This is a genomic window from Collinsella sp. TF09-1AT (genome assembly GCF_003436895.1).
Classification (GTDB): domain Bacteria; phylum Actinomycetota; class Coriobacteriia; order Coriobacteriales; family Coriobacteriaceae; genus Collinsella.
The window spans coordinates 96,383-120,467 of the sequence record NZ_QSRC01000001.1 but is presented as its reverse complement, the minus strand read 5'-3'; the positions used below and the strand labels follow the sequence as shown (position 1 = coordinate 120,467).

General features: G+C 59.2%; 24 protein-coding genes and 5 tRNA genes. 10 read left to right on the top strand and 19 right to left on the bottom strand.

Annotation, left to right across the window (positions count from 1 at the left end):
• The first annotated feature begins 140 nt into the window (after positions 1–140).
• The 6 genes from DXC90_RS00565 (at position 141) to DXC90_RS00540 (ending at position 7,567) form a co-directional block, all read left to right on the top strand.
• Complete coding sequence (locus DXC90_RS00565; RefSeq protein ID WP_117734308.1) at positions 141–1,064, top strand: ABC transporter permease; 924 nt, start codon at positions 141–143, stop codon at positions 1,062–1,064.
• Positions 1,057–1,851 (top strand): ABC transporter ATP-binding protein, encoded by a 795-nt coding sequence (locus DXC90_RS00560; protein ID WP_117734307.1) that lies wholly within the window; start codon positions 1,057–1,059, stop codon positions 1,849–1,851. Before DXC90_RS00565 ends, DXC90_RS00560 begins: the two co-directional genes overlap by 8 nt.
• 72 nt (positions 1,852–1,923) lie before the next feature.
• Complete coding sequence (locus tag DXC90_RS00555; RefSeq protein WP_117734306.1) at positions 1,924–3,954, top strand: bifunctional UDP-sugar hydrolase/5'-nucleotidase; 2,031 nt, start codon at positions 1,924–1,926, stop codon at positions 3,952–3,954.
• A 128-nt stretch (positions 3,955–4,082) separates the two neighbouring features.
• Entirely contained in the window at positions 4,083–4,850 is a 768-nt protein-coding gene (locus tag DXC90_RS00550) for a mechanosensitive ion channel family protein (RefSeq protein WP_117734305.1), read from the top strand.
• A gap of 93 nt (positions 4,851–4,943) precedes the next feature.
• Positions 4,944–6,860 (top strand): BMP family ABC transporter substrate-binding protein, encoded by a 1,917-nt coding sequence (locus DXC90_RS00545; protein WP_117734304.1) that lies wholly within the window; start codon positions 4,944–4,946, stop codon positions 6,858–6,860.
• On the top strand, positions 6,857–7,567 hold the full coding sequence (locus DXC90_RS00540) for a metallophosphoesterase (RefSeq protein WP_117734303.1): 711 nt from the start codon (positions 6,857–6,859) through the stop codon (positions 7,565–7,567). Before DXC90_RS00545 ends, DXC90_RS00540 begins: the two co-directional genes overlap by 4 nt.
• A gap of 49 nt (positions 7,568–7,616) precedes the next feature.
• Here DXC90_RS00540 and DXC90_RS00535 read toward each other — a convergent pair whose 3' ends face one another.
• The 13 genes from DXC90_RS00535 to DXC90_RS00475 form a co-directional block, all read right to left on the bottom strand.
• Complete coding sequence (locus DXC90_RS00535; RefSeq protein WP_117734302.1) at positions 7,617–8,378, bottom strand: isocitrate/isopropylmalate family dehydrogenase; 762 nt, start codon at positions 8,376–8,378, stop codon at positions 7,617–7,619.
• Positions 8,379–8,486: 108 nt separating this feature from the next.
• On the bottom strand, positions 8,487–8,726 hold the full coding sequence (locus DXC90_RS00530; protein ID WP_233502088.1) for a hypothetical protein: 240 nt from the start codon (positions 8,724–8,726) through the stop codon (positions 8,487–8,489).
• A 432-nt stretch (positions 8,727–9,158) separates the two neighbouring features.
• Positions 9,159–9,866, bottom strand: a complete 708-nt coding sequence (rplA, locus tag DXC90_RS00525; protein ID WP_117734301.1) for a 50S ribosomal protein L1 — start codon at positions 9,864–9,866, stop codon at positions 9,159–9,161.
• Between the two features lie 117 nt (positions 9,867–9,983).
• Entirely contained in the window at positions 9,984–10,412 is a 429-nt protein-coding gene (rplK, locus tag DXC90_RS00520) for a 50S ribosomal protein L11 (RefSeq protein ID WP_022093893.1), read from the bottom strand.
• Between the two features lie 120 nt (positions 10,413–10,532).
• Positions 10,533–11,069 carry a transcription termination/antitermination protein NusG gene (gene nusG, locus DXC90_RS00515; RefSeq protein WP_099432095.1) on the bottom strand — a complete coding sequence of 179 codons (537 nt, stop codon included), beginning with the start codon at positions 11,067–11,069 and terminating at the stop codon, positions 10,533–10,535.
• A 3-nt stretch (positions 11,070–11,072) separates the two neighbouring features.
• Entirely contained in the window at positions 11,073–11,411 is a 339-nt protein-coding gene (gene secE, locus DXC90_RS00510; RefSeq protein WP_117583102.1) for a preprotein translocase subunit SecE, read from the bottom strand.
• Between the two features lie 75 nt (positions 11,412–11,486).
• Positions 11,487–11,562 (bottom strand) — tRNA-Trp (locus DXC90_RS00505).
• A gap of 13 nt (positions 11,563–11,575) precedes the next feature.
• Positions 11,576–11,725, bottom strand: coding sequence for a 50S ribosomal protein L33 (gene rpmG, locus DXC90_RS00500; RefSeq protein ID WP_102372646.1), 150 nt, complete (start codon positions 11,723–11,725; stop codon positions 11,576–11,578).
• Positions 11,726–12,004: 279 nt separating this feature from the next.
• A complete protein-coding gene (tuf, locus tag DXC90_RS00495) occupies positions 12,005–13,195 on the bottom strand; it encodes an elongation factor Tu (RefSeq protein ID WP_089572520.1) in 1,191 nt (396 codons plus the stop codon).
• A 96-nt stretch (positions 13,196–13,291) separates the two neighbouring features.
• Positions 13,292–13,368 (bottom strand) — tRNA-Met (locus DXC90_RS00490).
• A 3-nt stretch (positions 13,369–13,371) separates the two neighbouring features.
• Positions 13,372–13,447: transfer RNA gene (locus DXC90_RS00485), tRNA-Thr, on the bottom strand.
• Positions 13,448–13,457: 10 nt separating this feature from the next.
• Positions 13,458–13,539, bottom strand: a tRNA-Tyr gene (locus DXC90_RS00480).
• Between the two features lie 570 nt (positions 13,540–14,109).
• Positions 14,110–14,184, bottom strand: a tRNA-Thr gene (locus DXC90_RS00475).
• A 223-nt stretch (positions 14,185–14,407) separates the two neighbouring features.
• Here DXC90_RS00475 and DXC90_RS00470 point away from each other — a divergent pair.
• Positions 14,408–15,748, top strand: coding sequence for a DNA-binding protein (locus DXC90_RS00470; protein ID WP_117734300.1), 1,341 nt, complete (start codon positions 14,408–14,410; stop codon positions 15,746–15,748).
• A gap of 27 nt (positions 15,749–15,775) precedes the next feature.
• On the opposite strand, the gene DXC90_RS00465 is transcribed toward DXC90_RS00470, so the two are convergent.
• The 6 genes from DXC90_RS00465 to disA all read right to left on the bottom strand — a co-directional run bounded on the left by DXC90_RS00465 (position 15,776) and on the right by disA (position 21,286).
• On the bottom strand, positions 15,776–16,453 hold the full coding sequence (locus DXC90_RS00465; RefSeq protein ID WP_006234978.1) for an NYN domain-containing protein: 678 nt from the start codon (positions 16,451–16,453) through the stop codon (positions 15,776–15,778).
• A gap of 3 nt (positions 16,454–16,456) precedes the next feature.
• Positions 16,457–17,377, bottom strand: a complete 921-nt coding sequence (rlmB, locus tag DXC90_RS00460) for a 23S rRNA (guanosine(2251)-2'-O)-methyltransferase RlmB (RefSeq protein ID WP_117734299.1) — start codon at positions 17,375–17,377, stop codon at positions 16,457–16,459.
• 186 nt (positions 17,378–17,563) lie between these two features.
• A complete protein-coding gene (gene cysS / locus DXC90_RS00455; protein ID WP_117734298.1) occupies positions 17,564–19,030 on the bottom strand; it encodes a cysteine--tRNA ligase in 1,467 nt (488 codons plus the stop codon).
• A 3-nt stretch (positions 19,031–19,033) separates the two neighbouring features.
• Positions 19,034–19,528, bottom strand: coding sequence for a 2-C-methyl-D-erythritol 2,4-cyclodiphosphate synthase (gene ispF / locus DXC90_RS00450; protein WP_117734297.1), 495 nt, complete (start codon positions 19,526–19,528; stop codon positions 19,034–19,036).
• Positions 19,518–20,246 carry a 2-C-methyl-D-erythritol 4-phosphate cytidylyltransferase gene (gene ispD, locus DXC90_RS00445; protein ID WP_117734296.1) on the bottom strand — a complete coding sequence of 243 codons (729 nt, stop codon included), beginning with the start codon at positions 20,244–20,246 and terminating at the stop codon, positions 19,518–19,520. The genes ispF and ispD overlap by 11 nt, the downstream gene beginning before the upstream one ends.
• Positions 20,246–21,286: a DNA integrity scanning diadenylate cyclase DisA gene (gene disA / locus DXC90_RS00440; RefSeq protein ID WP_369796797.1), complete on the bottom strand. Its 1,041-nt coding sequence runs from the start codon at positions 21,284–21,286 to the stop codon at positions 20,246–20,248. Before disA ends, ispD begins: the two co-directional genes overlap by 1 nt.
• 248 nt (positions 21,287–21,534) lie before the next feature.
• Here disA and DXC90_RS00435 point away from each other — a divergent pair, with 248 nt between their 5' ends.
• From DXC90_RS00435 to DXC90_RS00425, 3 genes are all read left to right on the top strand, one after another.
• Positions 21,535–22,113: a manganese efflux pump MntP family protein gene (locus tag DXC90_RS00435; RefSeq protein ID WP_117734295.1), complete on the top strand. Its 579-nt coding sequence runs from the start codon at positions 21,535–21,537 to the stop codon at positions 22,111–22,113.
• Positions 22,114–22,241: 128 nt separating this feature from the next.
• The gene (locus DXC90_RS00430) at positions 22,242–22,673 is read left to right on the top strand and encodes a helix-turn-helix domain-containing protein (RefSeq protein ID WP_117734294.1); all 432 of its coding nucleotides are present in this window, start codon (positions 22,242–22,244) and stop codon (positions 22,671–22,673) included.
• Complete coding sequence (locus DXC90_RS00425) at positions 22,674–23,978, top strand: type II toxin-antitoxin system HipA family toxin (protein WP_117734293.1); 1,305 nt, start codon at positions 22,674–22,676, stop codon at positions 23,976–23,978. It begins immediately after the preceding gene.
• The last annotated feature ends 107 nt before the right edge of the window (positions 23,979–24,085 follow it).

The window sequence follows — 24,085 nt, the reverse complement described above, 5'->3', positions numbered from 1 at the left end:
GTCATTGGGGCGAACGTCATAGACCGACGTTCGCCCTGCTTGTTTCAGATAAAACAAAACGTTTGTCTGCCGCTCTTATATTCATTGTTACCGCTATTATGGAACATCACGTGTCCACCCTATCCTAGGAGGTATGAAGCATGCTCATTGCATTGCAGGGCGCCGTTTCGCAGGGCGTCCTCTGGGGCATTATGGTGCTTGGCGTGTTTATCACGTTCCGCCTGCTCGACATCCCCGATATGACCTGCGACGGCAGCTTTGCCCTCGGCGGCTGTGTCTGCGCCGTACTCATCGTCAACAATAACGTCGACCCGCTGCTCGCCGTGCTGGCCGGCATGTGCGCCGGCGCCATCGCGGGCGCGGTCACGGGCATTCTGACCACCGTCTTCGAGATTCCCGCGATCCTCGCTGGAATCCTCACCCAAATCAGCCTGTGGTCCGTCAACCTGCGCATCATGGGCAAATCCAACACGCCCATCCTTGCCAAGGGCACCGTATTCTCGGCCGTCAGCAATATGACGGGCCTGCCGCAGTCCACCGTCGCCATCATCCTGGGCATCTTGCTCGCTGTGGCTATCGTCGCCATCCTGTACTGGTTCTTTGGTACCGAGATCGGCTCGGCGCTTCGCGCCACCGGCAACAACGAGTACATGATCCGCGCCTTGGGCGTTAACACCAACTCCACCAAGATGATCGCTCTCGTGCTCTCCAACGCCCTCATCGGCCTTTCGGGTGCGCTTATCTGCCAGAGCCAAAAGTATGCCGACATTGGCATGGGCACAGGCGCCATCGTTATCGGCCTTGCCGCCATCGTCATCGGCGAAGTGCTCGGTCGCCTGCTGCCCGGCGGACTCACGCAGTTTAGCGTCCGTCTTGCCTCCGCCGTCTTTGGCTCCGTGGTGTACTTCCTTATCCGCGCCATCGTGCTGCAGCTGGGCATGGACGCCAACGACATGAAGCTGCTCTCCGCCGTGATCGTGGCCGTGGCCCTGTGCGTGCCCGTGGTTTGGGAGCGCTATAAGCTCCGCAGCTCCTACACGAAGGGAGATGAGACAGATGCTTAAGCTCTCACACGTCAAGAAGACCTTTAACAAGGGCACCGTCACCGAGAAGCGCGCGCTCACCGGCGTCGACCTCACCCTTAACGACGGCGACTTTGTAACCGTGATTGGCGGCAACGGCGCCGGCAAGTCCACGCTGCTCAACATGATCGCCGGCGTGTATCCGCTCGATTCGGGCGTTATCGAGCTCGACGGCACCGATATCTCGCGTCTGAGCGAGTCGCAGCGCGCCAGGTACCTGGGCCGCGTGTTCCAGGACCCCATGCGCGGCACCGCAGCCGACATGCAGATCGCCGAGAACCTGGCCCTCGCCAAGCGCCGCGGCCAGCATCGCGGTCTTTCGTGGGGCGTCACCAAGGCCGAGAAGGACGAGTACGTTGAGCTGCTCAAGCGTCTGGACCTTGGTCTGGATACGCGCCTCAACGCTAAGGTCGGCCTGCTCTCGGGTGGCCAGCGCCAGGCACTCACCCTGCTGATGGCCACGCTCACCAAGCCGCGCCTGCTGCTGCTCGACGAGCACACGGCGGCCCTCGACCCCAAGACGGCATCGAAGGTGCTCAACCTGACCGAGGAAATCGTCGACGAGAACCACCTGACCACGCTCATGGTCACACACAACATGAACGACGCCATCCGTCTGGGCAACCGTCTGATCATGATGCACGAGGGCCACGTGATCTACGATGTGGCAGGCAACGAGAAAAAGTCGCTCACCGTCGCCGACCTGCTGCAGAAGTTCGAGGAGGTCTCGGGCGGCGAGCTCGCCAACGACCGCATGCTGCTAAGCTAACGACTTAGAAAACCACCACAAAGGGGACAGGCACCTTTGTGGTGGTTTTTGTTAAGGACTAAGGAGACTGCCATGAAAAGATTCGTCCCCCGCCTTGCGTTAACCGCCGCGCTGCTTGCCGGCGTGTTCACTGGCGCACCCAGCCTCGCCCTTGCGAGCGATCTGCCCCAGGCGATCAACGACTCCGTGACCGTCATGCACACCAACGATATCCACGGCAGCTACAAGTACAGCTACAACGCAAGCAAGGGCACCGGCACTGTGGGCTTTGACGGACTGGCAGTCCTCTATAGCGCCCAGGGCAACGCCCCCGATCTTCTGCTCGATGCGGGTGACACCTTCCATGGACAGTCCTTCGCCACCATGAGCGAGGGCAAAAGCATCGCCGAGCTCATGGACACCTTCTATGCCGACGGCTACGACGCGACCACGCCGGGCAACCACGACTGGAGCTACGGCGCGGACAAGCTCCGCGCCATGACCGGCCACAGCACCACCGGCACGCCCTTCGCCATGCTTTGCGCGAATGCAACGTCCTCGAACGGCGTATGGAGCTCGAGCATCACCAAGACGCTCAACCGCACTTGGAAGGACGGCGAGGACAGTTCCACGTTTAACTACAAGATTAAGGTCGGCGTCGTCGGAGCCATGGATGAGTCGCTAGGTTCCTCGCTGCGCGCGGACCTGGTCGCGGGCACCAGCTTCTCGAGTGCCGCGAACGCCATCAATGCCGAGGCGGAGCAGCTGCGCAAGGAGGGCTGCGATGTTGTTGTGTGTATCGCGCACACGCTCGACGCCAAGACCTTTGCCACGCGGCTCCGTGGCGTCGATGCCCTTATCGCAGGCCACGAGCACATCAACCTTAACGAGAAGGTGACGGGAGCCGACGGCAAGACAATCCACGTTGTCGAGGCGGGCAGTGCCTTTGCCGAGGTGGGACTGCTTTCCGTCCCCTACGAGTACGACACCAAGGGCACCGAAAGCACCGACGATGACACGGTGGCGGTATACGCAGGCAAAAGCGACGAGAAGCTCTATACCGCCAAGGACGTAAACGTTCTTTTGACCGACCCCAACAAGGGCTCCACCTATCAGAGCATCCTTGATGAGGTCAGCAACAACAAGATCAAGCCGCTCGACGATGCCTTTAGCGCCGCATCGAGCGAGGTGCTCGGCACGAGCTCTACCAATTATTACTACGGCGAGGACGCCGCAGGCACGCATGGTTGGGAAATGGTGCGCACCACCGATTTCCGTCCCAGCAAGAAGGGCGACACCACCAAGGCCCAGACCATCGGACATGTGATCTGCGGCTCCTATCTTGACCTGACGAGCGCAGACCTTGCCATCGAGAACGCGGGCGGCATCCGCGGCGGCATCGCGGCGGGCGATGTGACCGCCGGCAACGTCATCGCTATCTCGCCCTACGGCAACACCGTGGAGACCTGGACCATGACCGGTGCGGACTTCCTGGCAGCGCTCGAGCACTCGCTGCAGATCAGTGACGAGTGCAATCACAGCTACGAGCTTCAGCAAACCTACGTGGCGGCCGGCCACACCGAGCAGGAGGCGCAAGACATGTACAAGTGGCGCGACGACTCCGGCAGTGTCCTTTCCTTCGGCGGCATCAACGTGACAATCGATTGGACGCAGTCCGAAGGCAAGCGCATCGTGAGCGCCACACTCACCAAGGATGGCAGCACGCTCGACCCCGCCAAGACCTATACCGTCGCCACCAACAACTACATCATCACCAACACGACCGACTTCCCCACCTTCGCAAACGCCACCAAGCACACCGAGTGGGGTACCTGCGAGTCAGCACTAAGGGCGCTGATCGGGCAGAACAGCTGGGAGAGCAAGATGGCCTCGCTCGCGGGCACCATCAGCTTTGGCTCCGCCGCCGTGGACCCCACGCCCACACCGGCCCCGACGCCTGAGCCCTCGCCTCAGACGGATACGACGACCACGAAGGTCATCACCAAGAAGACGACCGGTAAGCTCGCCGCAACGGGAGACCGCACGCTGGCTATGGTCGGCGCATGCCTCATCGGCGGCATCGTCATCATCATTCTCGGCATTATCTGGAAGCGTCGACGCTAAGCTACACCGCCGGGCCTTGCAGCCCCGCCGTGCAAACCTTATATCGAGCACAGAAGCCCGTCAGAATTTGATCGGACGGGCTTCTTGGTGGGTATCATGGTTGGACGATCATGAGGAGGTTTCCCTACATGGAATTGTTTGAGCCAATTCTTCATTTCTTTGCACAACGATGGGTCCACAACATCATCTGGGCCGGCATCTTGGCCATCGGCACCGCCGTTGCCGCCAAAGTCGCGTCCAAGACCCTGCACCACCTGCTTAACCGCGACGATAACCCGCTCCCTTCATCGAGCATCTTCATCAACATCGCGCGCGCCGTCATCTGGATGATCGGCGGCAGCTTTATCCTCGACAACTGTTTTGGCATCAACGCAAACGCACTCGTCGCCGCTCTTGGCGTCGGCGGCATCGCCATCTCACTCGGCTTTCAGGACACGCTCTCAAACCTTATCGGCGGCATGCAGGTGACGTTTATGGGCATCATCAAACCCGGCGACAATATCGAGGTCGGCGGCGTATCCGGCGTGGTCCAAGACATCACCTGGCGCCACACGACCATCGAAGATGCCTGTGGACAGACCATCATTGTGCCCAACTCCAACATCTCCAAGAACACACTCGTGCATCTGATGCCCTTTGGGCGCGTGGCCGTGCCCGTTGCCGTAAAGGACACGTCTAAATGGGCTTCCCTTGACGCGCTGGCAGACGAGCTCACGAGCGCAACCAAAACGGCTGTCTCGCCCATCTCGGGCTTTGACAAGGAGCCCTACGTGCTCTTTAGCGAGATCGGCGACTTTGGCATCAAAGGAAAGATTATCTTTATCGTCAGCGACGACAGCACCACTTTCACCGCTGCCGACGCCTGCATTCGTGCCATCGCTCCCCTCATTGCCTAAACCACCACAAAGGGGACAGGCACCTTTGTGGTGGTTTTCATTCGTGGTACCATGGTATATATAGTTGTTTAAACGACTAAGGGAGTAGACACCATGGAAGAGGCCTATCGTCAAGCACGCAAACGCGGCGAGCAAGGGCGTCGTCGCGCCATCAGCCAAAGCGAGCACCCGTACCTTACGGACCTCGATAGCCTGGTTGCTCAGCTCCCCTTAGGTCAGCGAGAGAACGTCGGCCTGCGGGATATTCCGCTCGAAATGGTCGTCGGTACGGTTACCAAGGGCCGTCAGTCCGCCTTTTCGTGCAACTTTATGCCCCTGCTGCCGTTTAGTACCGAGTTCGCCCGCAAGTGGTCCAACCTCTACGACATCCAGGTGACCGAGGGCTATCGCGATCCCGTCATCGTAACCGAGTTCATGCATCGGTTTTACGTCCAAGAGGGCAACAAGCGCGTCAGTGTCCTCAAATTCCTGGACGCCCCGACGGTTTCGGCCAAGGTCACCCGTCTCTACCCCGGCAAATGGGATTCCGTCGAAAGCCGCCTGTACGGTGAGTTCTGTGCGTTTTGGCACGTCTGTCCCCTATACGAGATCGAGTTCTCGCGCGAGGGAAGCTATGAGACGCTCGCCAAGATGCTCGGTCAGAACCTCATCGAAAAATGGCCGCAGAAAAAGGTCGACTACCTGCGCCACACCTTCCTGCTCTTTAAGCGCGCCTACCTTCGCGCAGGTGGCGACCATCTGGACATTACGCCCGCCGACGCCATGCTCGTCTACCTCAATGTGTACAACCAGGACCGCCTGCTGGATACGCCGACGGATATCGTCGTTAACCGCCTGTGCAAGATTTGGCGCGAGCTGGTCATTGCCGGCAAAAGTGACGAGGACAAGGTCGATCTTGTCGAAGCCCCTCAACCCAACGAGGAAGAGTCGCCCGCCAAGTCCACCTCCGGCGTGCTCAACTTCTTTATGGGCAAGACCGTCTACTCGGCCGCCAACCCCCTGCGCATCGCCTTTATCCACGAATTCCCCTGTGCGACATCGAGCTGGGACAGCCTGCACGATCAAGGGCGCCAATATCTTGACGAGCACTTTGGCGGCATCGTGCGCACCGAGGCGTTCGAGAACTGCCACGATCCGGACGTGTTCTACGCCGCCGTGGAAACGGCTGTCAAACATGGAGCAAACGTCATCTTCTCGACCTCGCACCGCCTGATGGAATACACGCTCAGGGCTGCCGTCGAGTATCCTCAGGTGCGATTCCTCAACTGCTCTATCGGCCTTCCCCACCAAAGCGTCCGTTCGTACTTTGGCAAGATGTACGAGGCCAAATTTCTCTTGGGCGCCCTTGCCGCCAGCATGGCGGACAACCACCGCATCGGTTACCACGCGTCGGTCTTCGCCTCGGGCGCGCTCAGCGAGATCAACGCCTTTGCGATTGGCGCCTCGCTGCTCGACCCCCGTGCGCAAATTATCCTGACCTGGGGCGATGTGCCCGCCGGAGGCCTTGCCGAGGCCATGTGTCGCGAAGGTGTGAGCGTCATGACCGGCGCCGACATGTCAAAGTCACTCGAAGACCCCACGGCCTACGGACTCCACCGTCTAGTCGATGGCAAGGCTGTCGGCATTGCCATGCCGGTATGGAACTGGGGCCGATACTACGAGCTTATCGTGCGAAGCCTGCTGCATGGCACCTGGGATGAGACCAGTGACGACAGCCAGGTTCGCGCCGTCAACTACTGGTACGGCATGAGCTCAGGTGTTATCGACATCCGTTATGCTCCGGGCCTACCCTACCAGACGCGCAAGCTTGTTCAGCTACTCCGCAATGGCATCGTCGAGGGCTCCATCAATCCATTTGGCGGCGAGCTCCATAGCCAAGACGGCGTGGTGCAGATTGAGGGCTTTCCCCCACTGCCGAGCACGCAAATTGTCGAGATGAATTGGCTGGCGGACAACGTGGTGGGCACCATTCCGCAGCTCGACGATGAGCCGGGGGTTACCGCCCTATGAAGATCCTTGCCATAGCAGATACCGAAGAACGATGCCTTTGGGAGTGCTTTCGCAAGGAGCGCTTTGAGGGTGTCGACCTGATTCTGTCTGCCGGCGACCTGGACCCGGACTATCTTGAGTTTTTGGTCACGGTCATCAACAAACCGCTCATCTACGTCCGCGGCAACCACGATGACCGCTACGCACGTCATGCACCGGGCGGCTGCATCTGTGTCGAAGACACCGTGTACGTGTATCGCGGCGTTCGCATTGCGGGGCTTGGCGGCTCCATGCGCTACCGAGATGGCGCCAACATGTACACCGAGCGCGAGATGGCCAAGCGCGTGCGCAAGCTGTCCCACAAAGTGAGGATGGTCGGCGGCTGCGACATCTTGCTCACCCATGCGCCCGCCGCCGGCGTGGGCGATCTGGATGATCTGCCGCATCGAGGATTCGAATGCTTTAACACGGCACTCGAATCCTGGAATCCCGACTACATGGTGCACGGGCATGTGCACCAAAGCTACGGTTGCGATTTTCAGCGCGAGCGTCAGCACGCATGCGGGACAACGATCGTCAACGCCTGCGGCTATACGCAGTTTGAACTCGACGAGACGCGCTACCCCATCCGTGGCTGGCAAGCAGCCTGGCTCAATTCGCAAACCATGCGCCGCGAGCTCAAGCGCCATGAGGTCATCGAGTCCTCGACCGCCAGAACCCCCTGGTAACCACCACAAAGGGGACAGGCACCTTTGTGGTGGTTCCGGACTCTCGACGCTACAGGGCAGCGATGACCTTATCGCCCATCTGAGCGGTGCGGAGGATCTTATCAGCAGGGGTGTTGGCGTCGGCGATGTCGCGGGTACGCCAGCCCTCGTCGAGCACATGGGCCACGGCATTTTCGACTAAGACGGCCTGCTCGCCCATGTCGAGCGCGTACGTGAGCAGCATTGCCGCCGACAGGATCTGTGCGAGCGGATTGGCAATACCGAGCCCTGCGATATCGGGCGCGCTGCCAGCGCTCGGCTCGAACAGCGAAACGCCGTCGCCCAGCGAAGCAGAGGCGAGCATGCCGAGCGAGCCCGTAATCTGTGCAGCATCGTCGGAGAGAATGTCGCCGAACATGTTCTCCGTAACTACGACGTCAAAGTCGCCCGGTCGGTTGATGAGCTGCATAGCGGCGTTATCGACGAGCAGGTCTTCGTGCTGCACATCGGGGCACTCTTCATCATGCACGCGATGCACGACCTCGCGCCACATGCGGCTCGTCTCCAGCACGTTGCGCTTATCCACACTCGTCACGTCACCGCGACGCTTGCGGGCCGCTTCGAACGCTTGACGGGCAATGCGCTCCACCTCGAACTCGCGGTACTCCATCACATCGACCGCACGCTGGCCCGCAGCGCCATTAGCGCCCGCGCCGTCCTCGTCGTAGAAACGATCGTGCTTGCCAAAGTAAATGCCGCCGGTAAGCTCGCGGCGTGGGGCAGCCGGATCGGTCGAATCCCACTTAGGGCCACCGACTGATGCTAGCCTCATCCTCGGTCATATGGAGCTTGTCGCGCAGATGGCTGGGGCTTACCCCAGGCCGGTATGGATACGGGGCCTCTGAGCCGTCTTGAGGGCTTCTGCGGCCACTTCGATATCCTAGTCGACCGCACGGGTGAGACTCCATACCGTGCACCGGTCGCCCGCGATCTTGCCAATCTCCTGCACCGAGCGAAAATCGCCGGGGCTCGTGATGGTAAAGCCCGCCTCGATCACATCGACGTTCATGCGCACCAGCTGACGTGCGATAACGATATTTCCCTCAGTATTCATGCTGACGCCGGGAGGCTGCTCCCCGTCGCGCAGCGTAGTGTCAAAGATTGCGATTTTGCGACTCATGATTTCCTCCTGATAGGCCTGAGATACAGATGGCTTTCAGGAGAGATGGAGTGCCCCAAGATAGAAAAATACCCGTGTCGCTCATCACGCCCAAAAGCAGCGGACGATAGCGCACCCGGGTACAACTCATCGTTATAGCGAGATTGCAACCCTAGCGCGCTATCCCATCTAGTAGCGCTAGGCCTAGGAGCTGCTGCGTGTTATAGAACATGCCTGGCTCCTTTCAGCCTCGGGTATTCACTACATCGCGCTAAAGTGCAACACAGTCGAAACGACGTGCAATGGGGATTTTGGAGCAACCGAGGCAAAGCCACCACGAAGGTGCCTGTCCCCTTTGTGGTGGTTTTGCCCCGAGATAGCAAAGAACCCGGTCCCGCACGAGGCAGAACTGGGTTCCTTTAGCAATGCTTGCTTTGAGGCAGTAACTAGCAGTTACTCAGCCAGGAAGTCACGCTGGACAGCGGGATCGACCTTGACGCCAGGGCCCATGGTGGAAGACACGGAGATGGACTTGACGTACTTGCCCTTAGCAGAAGAGGGCTTGACGCGCAGGATCTCGGTGTACAGGGCAGCGTAGTTCTCGACGAGCTGCTGCTCAGAGAAGGACTTCTTGCCCAGGGGCACGTGGCAGATGCCGTAGCGGTCGGCGCGGTACTCAACGCGGCCAGCCTTGAGCTCGGAGACCATCTTGGCGACGTCCATGGTCACGGTGCCGAGTTTGGGGTTCGGCATGAGGCCACGGGGACCAAGGATCTTACCGATGCGGCCAACCTTGGCCATCATGTTCGGCGTAGCAATAGCGGCGTCGAAGTTGATCTCGCCCTTCTGGATCTGGGCGACGAGCTCGTCGGAACCGATGATGTCGGCGCCGGCAGCCTCGGCCTCGCGGGCCTTCTCGCCCTCGGCGAAGACGGCAACACGAACGGTCTTGCCGGTGCCGTGGGGCAGGGAGATGGAACCACGGATGTTCTGGTCAGCCTTACGAGTATCGATGCCCAGACGGAAGTGGGCCTCGATGGTCTCGTCGAACTTGGCGGTGTCGAGCTCCTTGATGAGCTTGGCAGCCTGAAGGGGGGTGTAGAGCGTGGCGCGGTCGATCTTCTCGGCAGCGGCGTTATAGCTCTTACCATGCTTAGCCATGTGCATTACCTCCTGTGGTTAAACGGGCGTGAGCCCTCCCACATCGTATCGTGTGCCCTATTGCACACATATAACGGGCGCCCCGGTCGGAATACCCGTCATTACCTAAAGAAATCGCTACTCAGCGATGGTGACGCCCATGGAGCGGGCGGTACCGGCGATGATCTTCTTGGCGGCGTCAATGTCGTTGGCATTGAGGTCCGGCATCTTGATCTCGGCGATCTTGGTGAGCTGCTCCTGGGAAAGCTGACCAACCTTGTCGGCCTGGGGCTTAGCGGAACCAGACTTGAGGTTCAGCTCCTTCTTGATGAGGTGAGCCGCCGGCGGGGTCTTGGTGATGAAGGAGAAGGACTTATCCTCGTAGACAGAGATCTCAACGGGGATGATGTCGCCCTTCTTGTCCTGCGTCTCGGCGTTAAAGGCCTGGCAGAACTGCATGATGTTCACGCCAGCAGCGCCCAGGGCGGGGCCGACGGGAGGAGCGGGGTTAGCGGCACCAGCAGGAATCTGGAGCTTAATGACGTTGGCAACCTTCTTCTCAGCCATGGTCATTCCTTTCGAATCACGAGTGTGAAGTACTTGCTATATCGTAAGCACGCACGTGTTAGAAGCACTCCTGAGATGAGCAGTCACAGAAGAAGCACGCTCGCGCGAACGGACGAAAACTTAAGCGATGACAGCGACCTGGTTAAAGTCGAGCTCGACCGGCGTCTCGCGGCCAAAGATCATCAGCGTGACCTTGAGCTTGCCAGCCTCGGTGTTAACCTCGGAGACTTTGCCATCAAAGTCGGTAAGCGGGCCATCGGTGACGCGGACGGACGTGCCGACCTCAATATCAACCGAGGTACGCTTGGGCGAATCGCCCTTACCGGGACGACGAGTCATCTTATTGTACTCGTCGCGGGAAAGCGGAGCGGGCTTGCCGTTGCCGCCCAGGAAACCGGTAACGCCGGGCGTGTTGCGAACGCACGTCCATGCATCGTCATCCATCTCCATGCGGACCAGAACATAACCCGGGAAAATCTTGGAATCCTTGGTCTCGCGCTTGCCACCCTCTTTAATCTCAGTGACGCGCTCCATAGGAATCTCGATATCAAAGATACGGTCCTGCATGCCCATAGTCTCGATGCGATGCTCGAGATCAGACTTAACGCGGTTCTCGTATCCAGAGTAAGTGTGAACGACGTACCAACGCTTAGACATGGTTTAGCCCCTCAATCCAGAAAACAGAGCAAGAGCCTCGCCAAAGCCAGCATCGAGCAGAGCGATGACGACGCCGACGACGATCAGAGAAGCGCAAACGACGACCGAGTAGTTCACGAGCTCCTTCTTATCGGGCCACGTGACGCGCTTCATCTCGGACTTGACCGAAGCGAAATACTTCTTGGTGCGGGCGAAGAAACCAGGCTTCTCGTTCTTCTTGGACTTCGCAGCCTTCTCGTTCTTCTTGGCAACGGCCTTCTTGGCCTCAACCTTGGAGTTGGCGGCAGCGTTGTTGGCGGGTGCCGGCTGCTGAGCCTTCTTCTTGTTCTTCTTGTTGGCCATTTGGGTTACCTCCGCGCAATGCGCTTATACATGAGTAAACCGTAAGCCCCCAATGGGAGCTTACGGAATAATGACTGGCACGCCAGGAAGGACTCGAACCCTCAACACTCGGTTTTGGAGACCGATGCTCTACCAATTGAACTACTGGCGTATGTGACTAGAGACTAGCGGGTCTCTTTGTGCAGCGTGTGGTGACGGCACCAGGGGCAATACTTCTTGATCTCCATACGATCAGGCATGTTCGCCTTGTTCTTGGTGGTCGTATAGTTGCGGCGCTTGCACTCAGTGCACGCAAGAGTAACTAGAGTACGCATGTATCCTGAACCTTTCATTTCCGCCCCGTACGGGCACGAGATGGTACTTTATCAGCTCTACGTAAGGGCTGTCAACGAAAACCTCGAGTCAATTGGTTCTCGGTGGATCCATTCATATTTGGAACACATCAATGAAGCCAGCGAGAGCTAATCGACGGTGTACCCAGGACCATTATCGATCCTCTCGACACCAGCAACGACTCAATGTCCATTGCAGAAAAGAACCCGGCACCCATATAAGTGCCGGGTTCTCTAAGTCAGCTATATCAGAGAGCTAATTTACTCAATGATCGTGGAGACGATGCCCGAACCGACGGTGTGGCCACCCTCGCGGATAGCGAAGCGCAGGCCCTCCTCCATGGCGATCGGGTGGATGAGGTCGCCCTCGATGGTGATGTGGTCACCAGGCATAGCCATCTCGGTGCCCTCGGGAAGCTTGACCGTACCGGTAACGTCGGTGGTACGGAAGTAGAACTGAGGACGATAACCATCGAAGAACGGGGTGTGACGGCCGCCCTCCTCCTTGGTCAGAACGTAGATCTCGCCGGTGAACTTGGTGTGCGGGGTAACCGAACCGGGCTTGCAGAGAACCTGGCCGCGCTCGATGTCCTCGCGCTTGATGCCGCGGAGCAGCAGACCGACGTTGTCGCCAGCCTCGCAGAAGTCCATGGACTTACGGAACATCTCGATACCGGTAACGACGGTGTTCTGGGTGTCCTTGATGCCGACGATCTCGACGGGCTCGTTGAGCTTGAGCTCACCGCGCTCGACACGGCCGGTAGCAACGGTACCACGGCCGGAGATGGTCATAACGTCCTCAACGGCCATCAGGAAGGGGAGGTCGTTGTTACGAGCAGGCGTCGGGATGTACTCGTCGACTGCATTCATGAGCTCGCGGATAGCGTCCATCCACTTGGCGTCGCCCTCGAGAGCGCCCAGAGCGGAACCACGGATGACGGGGATGTCGTCGCCGGGGAAATCGTACTCGGAGAGGAGCTCACGGGTCTCCATCTCGACGAGGTCGATGAGCTCGTCATCGTCAACCATGTCGCACTTGTTCAGGAAGACGACGATGTAGGGAACGCCGACCTGACGGGCGAGCAGGATGTGCTCGCGGGTCTGAGCCATGGGGCCGTCGGTAGCGGCGATGACCAGGATAGCGCCGTCCATCTGAGCAGCACCGGAGATCATGTTCTTGACGTAGTCAGCGTGGCCCGGGCAGTCAACGTGAGCGTAGTGACGGGAAGCGGTCTCGTACTCAACGTGGGAGACGGAGATCGTAATGCCGCGCTCGCGCTCCTCGGGAGCCTTGTCGATGTTCTCGAACGCAGTGAAGTCAGCCTTGCAGCCCTCGGTCTCGGAGAGAACCTTGGTGATGGCAGCGGTCAGCGTGGTCTTGCCGTGGTCGACGTGACCAATGGTGCCGATGTTAACATGCGGCTTAGTGCGCTCAAACTTCTCTTTGGCCATAAAGCCCTCCTCTTAACAGGTCGTCCCCGGACGGGACTTTGCCTTTATACCATAGTGGCCTCTCAACATACTATTGAGAAGCCACCGTGTTACCTATGGTAGCGGTGACTGGATTCGAACCAGTGACGCCACGGGTATGAACCGTGTGCTCTAACCAACTGAGCTACACCGCCGGATGGAGCCTGCAACCAGACTTGAACTGGTGACCTCTTCGTTACCAACGAAGTGCTCTACCGACTGAGCTATACAGGCACTTGACGGGTGGGAGCTATAGGATTCGAACCTATGTAGGCAGAGCCAACGGGTTTACAGCCCGTCCCCATTAACCACTCGGGCAAACTCCCAATCGTTCAAGTATCCGCAGGTTCTTTGGTCTTTTGGACCGCCGCCCCCGCGAACGAAGAAGATAATACGATGCAACCTTGCGGGCTGTCAACGAAAACCTCTAGATACACGGTGCCGGGCGTATCTATATACCTGTGACCTGCGATTTTGCTGAATTTGGATATGAAGAACGGTGGATTTGGATAATGAGGCGACATTTCCCGAGGCAACACTTTGGTGTAGTGGAGTACACCTTCAGGATCGAACTTCGATAACGACTTATTTGCACCTATATATAGGTCGAGATCGGGCTTCCGCGGCAGATTTGAGCGTGGATGTCTGGAGCCGGTTCGGCCTTTGTCTCGATCTGTAACATCTAGAGAACATTTTCTCCCCTATCTGTTACAGATTGAGATATTACGCAGAGACCCCAGCTCACGTCTCATTCTGTAACAGTTAGAAACGATTAAACCGTCTTGGTGTTACAGATTGAGACTAATTGGGGGACGAGACGGACGCTTTGCCCGATACTTATCAACAAAAAAAGAAACGGGCCCTGCTCCACAAGGGAACAGAGCCCGAAACTCTCATGGAGCCAGTGACAGGAATCGAACCTGCAACCCACTGATTACAAATCAGTTGCGCTACCGTTGCGCCACACTGGCACACTTGGCGCTTTCGCGCGAAGCCTGTTAAGAATAATGGAATTGCGGGCGGGGCGCAACAGGCCGCACGGCGATATACAAATATGCAAAATCCAGCAACAGCGCATACCAGGCCCGTTCATTTCTGTCAGTGCGCCCTCAATCTTAAAACCATTCGCCAGAACGAATAGTTTTAATTACAATTGGCTATATAAAACTATTCGTTTTGGCGAAGGGTTTCGCGATGTTGACTACAAAGGAAGCAGCCGAGCTGCTCGGCATCACCCCGCGCAGGGTGCAGGAGCTCATTAAGAACGGCGCGCTGACCGCCCGCAAGGCTTCTGGCGTGTGGCTTATCGACAAAGACAGCGTAGACACGCGACTCCGCTCCGCAACCAAAAGAGGGGGACGGCCTCGTCGCGGACATGGGAAAAGCGAAATCGCATTTACCCTCATGAACCGCACGCACGAAGTAGCCCAGCTGGTCTACAGCAGATCACGGAAAGACTTCACCCACATCGGCGCCGACGTCGATCGTGCCCACGCCCCTATTGGAGTTTTTGCTCCCAGCAAACCTGTATCGCTCGACTCCTTCCGCATCTGGTGGCGCGGCCGCGGTATCCCGCTCGCACGCATTGGGCTAACCTCCCTGCTTGCAGAAGCCGCAGTCGATGTTCCCGATGAACTCGTACAGCGAAATCTCGGCATCTCCCTATCCGACCAGTATTGGATTAGACCCCAAGATTCCGGTCTCGCCTGGGAGGATATCAACTTCTTCAATAACGCCTTTGATGACGTCTCGCTGTCCATTGCGCCCTTTGCCCCAGAGGGAAAAGCGGCTGCCGCAAAGCCCGATAACACCTCGGACGGCAATCTTCAAAAGTACTGGACGTGCGAGGGCGGGCGTCGAATTCTGCATAAGGCAGGAGCGCACCTGAACCAAGAACCTTATAACGAGCTGGTGGCGACCGCGCTCCACCGGCGCATCCTAAACGCCTGCGATTATGTGCCTTACTCGCTCGAGGGCACGGGCACTTCCGCCATGAGCATATGCGATGTCTTCTTAACTGATGAAGAAGAGTATGTCCCTGCGTTCTATGTAAACCAGCACGCAAACGCAGATGAACGGCTAACCGACTACGAGCGATATGTAGCAAACTGCGAGGAGCTCGGGGTGACAGGCGTTAAGGATGCCCTTGACCGCATGATCGTGTGCGACGACATCATCGCCAACTACGATCGTCATTGGCGCAACTTCGGCCTCGTGCGAAACGTCAACTCACTAGTCTGCAGGCCAGCCCCCATCTTCGATTCGGGCTCATCGCTCTGGTGCAACATTTCTCTTGAGGAGCTTAGGGCGGGAGAGCACAGTTTTACCAGCGCGCAGTTTCATTCAAGCCCCGCCAAACAAATGCTGCTCGTCGAGGACATGGGCTGGTTCGATGGAGACAAACTCAAAGGCTTTGTCGACGAGGCAATCGAGATTCTGTCTAAAAACGATGCCCTAGCAGCGAGACTGCCTTATCTAAAAGAGGCGCTAACGTGGCGCCTCGAAAGAATGATCGACATCGCTGAATGGAATTAGCGAGACAGCGTCGCGCCGTCAGCTCCCCTACCTCCCGCGCAGGGCCTTGAGCTTGGCCAGGGCATCGGGGCTCAAACGACTGCCCAGGGTCATCTTGATCTGCGGGGCTTCCTCTGCCTCGTGAACGTCGTTATCGATCTGCTTGATCTCGTCCACCAGCATGCGGCTCGAGATGCGCGTGACGCCCTTGCCCATGACGACGGCTTGGATCGTGCCGTCGCTCGATACCACTGAGCACGCGCGGCCTTCCTCGCGTGCCTCGATGCAGAGCTTCTGCACCACGGTATCGGCCGATACGCCCGTCGGCGAGAACTCGATGCGCACGCCGCGAGCAGGCAGGTTGGGGCGCTCGCTGGAGATGTTTCCCGCGCCGTCAAAGACGATCACAGCCTCATAGCGGCCTTGGGCAAACGCGGCAACGTCGTTGATGAGGGCGGTGCGCGCCATATCGTGAACGTCGCTGGAATACGGATCGTCGGAATGGTCGTAGACGAGCTTTTCGTAGCGCGGCGTGCAGTGAATCACGTTGTAGCCGTCGACCACCAGCAGCTCGGGCTTGTTGGAGTGCACCGTCGAGACTGGGTCGGCGATAGCCTGCGCAAACGCATTGCCGCCCACGCCGTAGGTCGCGGCCGAAACAATCGGCTTGGCCGAGCCCTCGCCAAAGCGCTTGGCCTTGGACTTGGCACGGTTCTTTTTGGACATGCGCTACTCCTCCCCCATGAGCTCACCGGCGTTGCGGCGCAGCCACTCAAAGCACAGCGCGGTGGTCGCCTGGGCCACATTGAGGCTCTCGGTCATACCGCGCTGGGGGAGCTTGGTCAAAAAGTCGCACTTCTCGAGCACCAGGCGCGAGATGCCGTCACCCTCCGAACCCATGACAAGTGCCACGCGGCCCTCGAAGGGAGCGTCCCAGCAGCTGCCCTCGGCGTGCTCGGAGGCACCGCCCACCCAAAAGCCGGCGGCTTTAAGATCGTCGAGCGCACGGGCGATGTTGGGCACTTGCGCGATAGACAGATGCATGACGGCGCCGGCTGAAGTCTTGTAGCTGCCCACGGTCACGCCGGCGGCGCGCTTGTTGGCGATGATGACGCCGGCCGCGCCCACAACCTCGGCGGAACGCACGATGGCACCAAAGTTGCCGTCATCGGTCACATGGTCGAGCACGACAACGAGCGCAGGACCCTCGCCCGCGCGGTCGAGAATGTCGGCAACGTCGGCGTAGGGAAAGTTGCCCACCTCGAGCGCAATGCCCTGGTGAGCGCCGTGGCTCGACAGCGCATCGAGCTGTGCGCGCGACACGTACTTAATGCGGACGCCCGCGGCGTTGAGGTCATCGACCAGACGCGATAGGGCGGCATCGCGCTCCCCACCCTCGGCAATCAGCGCACACTTGACGGGAAAACCGGTGCGCAGAGCCTCGGCGGCAGCACGGCGGCCCTCGATGAACTCACCCTTGGGAGCCTGGACAGCATCGCGGCCACGCTCGCGCTGCGGACGCGCAGTCTGGGCTTGGGAGCGCTCGCGCTGACCCTTGGACGCGGCAGTGCGGTCATTGCGGCGAATCGGACGCGAGCCAGAAGCAGCCTGCTTGCCGCCACGAGACGCACGCTTGCGATTGTCGGCCATAAAGTGACCTCCTAAATACAACTATCAAACGAAACAAAATAAACGACCGCCCATGAATATTAATTCGGGCGGTCGGTACGGGTTTTCCAAGTGCCCGAGATTGCCGTGAAAGAGGAGCGACGCGTACTTGAGTACGCGAGCGACGGTTTGAACGGCAAGGTCGGGTGCTTGGGAAACCCGCGGGGATTAGAGAGATTTGATACGAGTGCCGGCGGCGGTATCCTCGATCGTCAGCCCGAGGTCCTTGAGCTGGTCACGGATGGCGTCGGCCAGATCCCAGTTCTTGTCGGCGCGGGCCTCGGCGCGGGCCTCGAGAATCTTGGCAGCGGCCTCGTCCACGTCGTCGCCCGTGTAGGCGACCAAGCCGGCGGCAACGCCTAGCAGACCCAGCGGCAGCTCGACCTTGGGCTCGGGGAGCTCAACGCCAAACGTATCGAGCAGCTCGACCAGCGTATCGGCGGCGGCCAGGGCAGCGGTCTTGTCGGCAGCGTCGCCCGCTTGCTCCAGGTACTGGTTGCACTCGGTCACAAAGCCAAAGACGGCACCCATGGCGCCGGCGGTGTTAAAGTCGTCGTCCATGCACTCCTTAAAGGTGGCGCGGGTCTCGGCGGCCTTGGCGGCAAACGCCTCGGATGCTGCCTCATCGGCATCGGCCGTCGCATGGTTCGCGGCCCAGCGCAGGTTCTCGACCGTACCGGCGATACGCGTGAGCGAGTTTTCGGCACCCTCCAGGCGCTCCCAAGAAAAGTCGAGCGGCGAGCGATAGCTCGTCTGCAACATCAGCAGGCGCAGAGCGGCAGCGGAGTGCTGCTCGAGGACCTCGGCCAGCGTAAAGAAGTTGCCGAGCGACTTGGACATCTTCTCGCCGTCTACCAGCAGCATGCCTGTGTGCATCCAGGTGTTGGAGAAGCCCTGGTGCCAGGCGCAGGTGGCCTGGGCGCACTCGTTCTCGTGATGCGGGAAGGCAAGGTCGGAGCCGCCGCCGTGGATGTCGATCGGAGTGCCCAGGTAGCGATGCACCATGGCGGCGCACTCGGTGTGCCAACCAGGACGGCCCTCGCCCCAAGGGCTCGGCCAGCTGGGCTCGCCGGGCTTGGCGGCCTTCCACAGGGCAAAGTCGAGCGGGTCGTTCTTGTCCTCGTTCTCCTCGATGCGCGCGCCAACCATAAGGTCATCGATGTTGCGGCCCGAGACCTGACCGTAGCTGGGATCGCTGCGCACGGCAAAGTACACATCGCCGTTATCGGCTGCGTAGGCATGGCCCTGCTCGATGAGCGTCTTGATCATGGCGATCATGGGGCCGATCTCCTTGGTGGCGCGGGGGCGCACATTGGGATCGAGCACGTTGGCGGCACGCATGACGCCGATGAACTTGTCGGAGAACTCCGTCGCGACCTCGGCAGCCGTACGGCCCTGCTCGTTGGCGCGCTTGATGATTTTGTCGTCGACATCGGTGAGGTTCTGGGCGAACGTGACCTCGTAGCCGCTCGCGATGAGCCAGCGACGAATCACGTCAAAGCTGATGAACGTGCGGGCATTGCCGATGTGGATGTTGTCGTAGACCGTGGGGCCGCACACATACATGCGGACCTTGCCGGACTCGATGGGCTTGAACTCTTCCTTTTTATGGGTAGCGCTGTTGTAGATACGCATTCGTTACTCCTTAACGGTTTTCTGTAGCAGGCAGACGGCCCAGGCGCCGATTCCCTCGCCTTGGCCTTCCCAACCGAGCTTTTCGGTCGTAGTGGCGGCGACGCCCACGTTTTCGACGTCAACGCCCAGAGCATGGGCGAGGTTGGCGCGCATGGCATCGCGGTGCGGGGTAATCTTGGGCTGCTGGCAGGTAATGGTGCAGTCGGCATCGACAAACTCAAAGCCCAGCTCGCGCGCATAGTCCATCACGCGAGCGAGCAGCACCATCGAATCGGCACCCTCGTAGGCGGGATCGGTGTCGGGGAATAGCTTGCCGATGTCTCCCCCGCGGCAGGCTCCCAGAATGGCGTCTGCCAGCGCGTGTGCAAGCACATCGGCATCCGAGTGGCCCAGCAGGCCGCGCTCGTAGGGGATGTCGACCCCGCCGATGATACATCGACGCCCCTCCACCAAACGGTGGACGTCGTAGCCGTGGCCAATGCGCAGGTTACTGAACATGGGGAAGGTCCTCTCCCTCGGCCATGCGGCCGAGCAGAATCGCGGTTACGGGACGCAGGTCCTCGGGCACCGTCACCTTAAGGTTATCGCGCGGGCTCTGGACACAGCGGACGCGCCCGCCCATGCGCTCGACCAGCGAAGAATCGTCGGTCCCGATAAAGCCCTCGGCGATAGCTGCGGTGTGGGCGCGCTTCATGGCGTCGACGCTAAAGATCTGCGGTGTCTGCGCGGCCCAGTAGAGCTCACGCGGCGGCGTCTCGACGATATTGTCGCCGTCGACGATCTTGAGCGTGTCGATCGCGGGCTGACCGCACACGACACCGTCGAGGGCGCGGTCGCTCACGAGCACATCGATGGCATGATCGATGGCCTCGGTCGTGATGAGCGGACGAGCGCCGTCGTGAATGGCGACGTACTCAAAGCCCGCCGGCACCGCGTGCACGCCGGCGCGGGTGGAATCCTGACGAGTATCGCCGGCATCGGCAAAGCTGATGGGCGTGTCATAGTCAAACGGGTCGATGGCCAGGCGGCGCATCTCGGCACGGCGCTCGGTAGGGCAAACCACGACGATGTGGCGGACCTTGTCGCTACGATCGAACGCGCGGATGGACCAGCTCATGAGCGGACGGCCCGCCACGTTAACGAGCTGCTTGCCGCCGGGATTTCCAAATCGCTGGCCGCTGCCGCCGGCAACGACCACGGCGCATACGGGCGCCATTATGCGTTCCCCTGTTTGGTGCCCTTCATGCGGTACAGCGAGTCCGCAAGAATGGCAGGGTTGTTGACACCAAAGTCGCCCAGGCGCTCCGGATCCTCGCTGATGTCGTCCATGAGCTCCTGCAACGAGCCGTACTCGTCGACGATCTTCTCGGCCACGCCGTCGCGCACGACGGACACGCGCGAAAGCGTGCGCAGGCCCAGCGGCGTCATGACGGAATCCTCGTCCAGGTCGTCATAGCCCAAAACTGCCGCCACGTGCTGCGGGTCGGACAGGTCCTTAGGCGTCATGCGGCTCAGCTCGGCGCGGATCTTCTCGGCGTTGGCCTCAGAGGAATCGCTTGCGTAGTCGCGGATCATCAAGTCGTATTCGGTATCCATGCTGGAGCCCGCGAGCTGCTCGAGCTGCATCTGCACGAGCTTGCCCTGATTACCCAGCTTGACGATGCAATCCTTAAGCTCGGTCTTTGCCTGCTGCATGATCTCGAAGCTCGAGAAGATGCCGGTGATGTCGGCGAGCGTGACGTAGTCGTCGAGCTCAAGGGCCGTCAGGCGCAGCAAGGAGCGGTCGAGCGACTGACGGGTGGTCTGAAGCGTGGCGACGAGCTGGTTGACCGAGCTCATGATGGTGGTGACGGGCTGGATCTCGTAACTCTTGCCGTGGACGTACACGTTGACGACGGCACGACGGGCCGAGACCGAGATCACGATGGCATCGGTGAGCACCGACATGCGAGCGGCAGTACGGTGACGCATGCCCGTCTCACTCGTGGCGAGCGAGGGATCGGGATTGAGATGGAAGTTGGCGCGCAGAATCTGGGTGAGGTCGCCGTCGATAACGATGGCGCCGTCCATCTTGGAGAGTTCGAACAGACGGTTCGAGGTGAACGAAATGTTGAGCGGGAAGCCGTCGTTACCAGCAGCGAGCACGTTTTCGGTGTCACCGACGCAAATGAGGGCACCAAGGTGACCGGCGATGATCATATCGAGGGCGGTGCGGATCGGCTGGCCAGGTGCCGTCAGGCGAATAGCCTGTTCCATACGCTTTTGCAGCTCGTTCTTATCCAAGGCATCGCTCCCATCGTGTACGCTCCATAAACGCTAAATAGTTTCTCACGGTTTGTCCCTGCGGCGCTTGCGAAATCCGATGCTTACAGAATGAGCGAACACCGCTTAGGTAGCTCATTTGGGACGGGGCTCCTTTGACTGCTCATGTGATAGCATTGGGTCTCATATAAATGAGGGAGTAGTCGCGTAATCGGGTTCGCCCGCAGAGATGGAGCCAGACTATGGGACTCGCAGAGCTCGTGTTGCTCGCCGTTGGCCTTTCGATGGACGCCTTTGCCGTATCCATCTGCAAGGGTCTCGGCATGAAAAAGATCAACCTTAAGGTCGCCGTGGTGCTCGGCCTGTTCTTTGGCGGTTTTCAGGCCGGCATGCCCGTAATCGGATGGGCGCTTGGCAGTCAATTCATGGGCATCATCGGCCCCATCGACCACTGGATCGCCTTTATCCTGCTCGCCTTCATTGGCGGCAAAATGCTGTGGGAGGCATTTACCGAGGACGAGGATGAAGGCGACGGCAAGGATGCCGAAAAGATTGACCTGGGCGAGTACCTGATCCTCGCCATCGCCACCTCAATCGACGCCCTAGCCGTAGGCATCTCATTTGCCGCGCTCTCGGTCGACATCATGCCCGCCGTGTCGCTCATCGGCATCACGACCTTTATCTTCTCCGTCGCCGGCGTAGCGATCGGCCACACCTTTGGCGCGCGCTACGAAAAGCCTGCCACCATCGTGGGTGGCGTCGTGCTCATCTTCATCGGGCTTAAGATCTTGCTTGAGCATCTGGGGATTTTGGCGCTGTAGCACCAAACACAATCGCTCAAAACTCAACGCCAGCACAAAGCCTCATGCAGAGTTTTGCATGAGGCCTTTTCATGCAGACTTTTGCATGTCATACTGATATGCAAAAGTCTGCACGTTAGGAGATCGCCATGGATACCCTTCCCATCACCACACCGCGGCAAGCTGGCATCTATGTGCGTCAGGCACGCGAGGCTCAGGGTCTCACCCGTGCCGCCCTCGCTAAAATGGCCGGTGTTTCGGAGCGCCTGCTCGCATCGCTCGAGCTAGGAGACGCCACTGGCATTCGACTCGACAAGCTGCTGACCGTCTTTAACGCACTCGGCATAAGTCTCTTTGTGCAAAGCGATAACGACCCAATCGCATCACCCTTTAAACATCCGACGACGATAGCGGACCTCCCTATCGCGAACTCGAATGCCCTGCCCAAGCCAAGTGTAGGCAGACGACCCGCCCGACAAGGAACGCCATCTTCCTATGGTGCCTTGCTGGCCCAAATCGCAGCCGAGCAAGGCCTTTCCGACACTTCAGACCTCTCCTTTGGCTGTAAGGTTGTGAAATAAATGGCAGAGATGGAGCTTGCGACCCTCATTTGTGGCGAAATCGCAGGCACTCTCCGGCAAGACGAGCATGGACTCTGCAGCTTTGTATACGCCCCAACCTATCGCGGAGCACCGCTATCGCTAACAATGCCGCTTTCCAATCGCACGTATGGCCATAACATCGTCCGCCCGTTCCTATTTGGCCTTTTGCCCGACAGTCAAGAGCAGTGTCGCGCTATTGCCGCCGAGCATGACGTTGCATCCAACAACCCCGTCGCCCTCTTGTGCCATATCGGTCTTGACTGCGCGGGGGCCGTTCAGTTTTGTCGAACCGATCAATTAGACGCCGTCCGTGGCAGGGTCTCCGCATACCGCCCGCTTACCAATTCTCAAATCGCTCATAAGCTCAAAGCAATTCGCGATGACGAAAGAGAGACATGGATGGGCTCCAACGAAAGCTGGTCCCTGGGCGGCAATCAAGGCAAATTTGCACTAGCTTGGCATGATGGCCAATGGTGCGAATGTCTAGGGTCATCCCCCACTACCCATATCTTCAAAAATGGTGTCGTTGGGTTCAAACATCAGGCCTTAAACGAATTCGTCTGCATGAAAACGGCTCGGCGTGTTGGCATTCCAACTGCCGACGTCTCCTATTGCACATTTGAAGACGAAGCCGCGCTCGTCGTTGAACGGTACGACAGAATGGTCAATAGCAGCGGAAATATCGAAAGGCTGCATCAGGAGGACTTTTGCCAGGCGCTCGGTGTATTGCCAAGCCAGAAATACACCGCCGACGGAGGACCAACCACACGAGACATCCAAGAACGACTGATTAAAACAGTCCCCCACCACATGAATCTTGTGCTTTTTACCTATATGTTGTTCTATAACGCCATTATCGGAGCGCCTGACGCACACGCTAAAAACTACTCGCTCGTCCTTGGCAAAGGCACAAACGCGGCGCTCGCACCCATGTACGATGTCGCATCGGGCTTGGCGTATGAGAGCATGCGACGTCGGGCACGCCTTGCTATGAGCGTTGGCGGCGAAAATCGTGTGGGACGCATCGGTCCAGGCGCTATCCGCCGATACCACGGTATGGGCGACCCCGCGCTGGAGGCGGCGCTCTCCGATGCCGGGCTATCCGAGAAGTTTTGCTTTGCGACTATGATGGACCTCGCCTACGAGGTACCCATTTGCATGGAAGAGGTCATGGACGAATACGCCGACCTGCCCGGCATGGCGGACCTGCGCGAGCATATGCTCGGCCCCGTCCGCGAAAACTGCCAGCGCACCCTCGACCTCATCAAGGCGGATATTGGCTAGACGCCCGCAATTTCCCATTTCCCAAAAGAAGAGAGGGGGCACCCGTCGCAAAAGCTCGGGTGCCCCCTCTCGTAATGTCATTTGCAATCCGCTAGCACGTGGCTCGG

What these genes read in the sequence shown, in the direction of transcription:
- DXC90_RS00565 (WP_117734308.1), top strand. Translation starts at nt 141, where the DNA reads ATGCTCATTGCATTGCAGGGCGCCGTTTCGCAGGGCGTCCTCTGGGGC.
- DXC90_RS00560 (WP_117734307.1), top strand. Translation starts at nt 1,057, where the DNA reads ATGCTTAAGCTCTCACACGTCAAGAAGACCTTTAACAAGGGCACCGTC.
- DXC90_RS00555 (WP_117734306.1), top strand. Translation starts at nt 1,924, where the DNA reads ATGAAAAGATTCGTCCCCCGCCTTGCGTTAACCGCCGCGCTGCTTGCC.
- DXC90_RS00550 (WP_117734305.1), top strand. Translation starts at nt 4,083, where the DNA reads ATGGAATTGTTTGAGCCAATTCTTCATTTCTTTGCACAACGATGGGTC.
- DXC90_RS00545 (WP_117734304.1), top strand. Translation starts at nt 4,944, where the DNA reads ATGGAAGAGGCCTATCGTCAAGCACGCAAACGCGGCGAGCAAGGGCGT.
- DXC90_RS00540 (WP_117734303.1), top strand. Translation starts at nt 6,857, where the DNA reads ATGAAGATCCTTGCCATAGCAGATACCGAAGAACGATGCCTTTGGGAG.
- DXC90_RS00535 (WP_117734302.1), bottom strand. Translation starts at nt 8,378, where the DNA reads ATGAGGCTAGCATCAGTCGGTGGCCCTAAGTGGGATTCGACCGATCCG.
- DXC90_RS00530 (WP_233502088.1), bottom strand. Translation starts at nt 8,726, where the DNA reads ATGAGTCGCAAAATCGCAATCTTTGACACTACGCTGCGCGACGGGGAG.
- rplA (WP_117734301.1), bottom strand. Translation starts at nt 9,866, where the DNA reads ATGGCTAAGCATGGTAAGAGCTATAACGCCGCTGCCGAGAAGATCGAC.
- rplK (WP_022093893.1), bottom strand. Translation starts at nt 10,412, where the DNA reads ATGGCTGAGAAGAAGGTTGCCAACGTCATTAAGCTCCAGATTCCTGCT.
- nusG (WP_099432095.1), bottom strand. Translation starts at nt 11,069, where the DNA reads ATGTCTAAGCGTTGGTACGTCGTTCACACTTACTCTGGATACGAGAAC.
- secE (WP_117583102.1), bottom strand. Translation starts at nt 11,411, where the DNA reads ATGGCCAACAAGAAGAACAAGAAGAAGGCTCAGCAGCCGGCACCCGCC.
- rpmG (WP_102372646.1), bottom strand. Translation starts at nt 11,725, where the DNA reads ATGCGTACTCTAGTTACTCTTGCGTGCACTGAGTGCAAGCGCCGCAAC.
- tuf (WP_089572520.1), bottom strand. Translation starts at nt 13,195, where the DNA reads ATGGCCAAAGAGAAGTTTGAGCGCACTAAGCCGCATGTTAACATCGGC.
- DXC90_RS00470 (WP_117734300.1), top strand. Translation starts at nt 14,408, where the DNA reads ATGTTGACTACAAAGGAAGCAGCCGAGCTGCTCGGCATCACCCCGCGC.
- DXC90_RS00465 (WP_006234978.1), bottom strand. Translation starts at nt 16,453, where the DNA reads ATGTCCAAAAAGAACCGTGCCAAGTCCAAGGCCAAGCGCTTTGGCGAG.
- rlmB (WP_117734299.1), bottom strand. Translation starts at nt 17,377, where the DNA reads ATGGCCGACAATCGCAAGCGTGCGTCTCGTGGCGGCAAGCAGGCTGCT.
- cysS (WP_117734298.1), bottom strand. Translation starts at nt 19,030, where the DNA reads ATGCGTATCTACAACAGCGCTACCCATAAAAAGGAAGAGTTCAAGCCC.
- ispF (WP_117734297.1), bottom strand. Translation starts at nt 19,528, where the DNA reads ATGTTCAGTAACCTGCGCATTGGCCACGGCTACGACGTCCACCGTTTG.
- ispD (WP_117734296.1), bottom strand. Translation starts at nt 20,246, where the DNA reads ATGGCGCCCGTATGCGCCGTGGTCGTTGCCGGCGGCAGCGGCCAGCGA.
- disA (WP_369796797.1), bottom strand. Translation starts at nt 21,286, where the DNA reads ATGGAACAGGCTATTCGCCTGACGGCACCTGGCCAGCCGATCCGCACC.
- DXC90_RS00435 (WP_117734295.1), top strand. Translation starts at nt 21,535, where the DNA reads ATGGGACTCGCAGAGCTCGTGTTGCTCGCCGTTGGCCTTTCGATGGAC.
- DXC90_RS00430 (WP_117734294.1), top strand. Translation starts at nt 22,242, where the DNA reads ATGGATACCCTTCCCATCACCACACCGCGGCAAGCTGGCATCTATGTG.
- DXC90_RS00425 (WP_117734293.1), top strand. Translation starts at nt 22,674, where the DNA reads ATGGCAGAGATGGAGCTTGCGACCCTCATTTGTGGCGAAATCGCAGGC.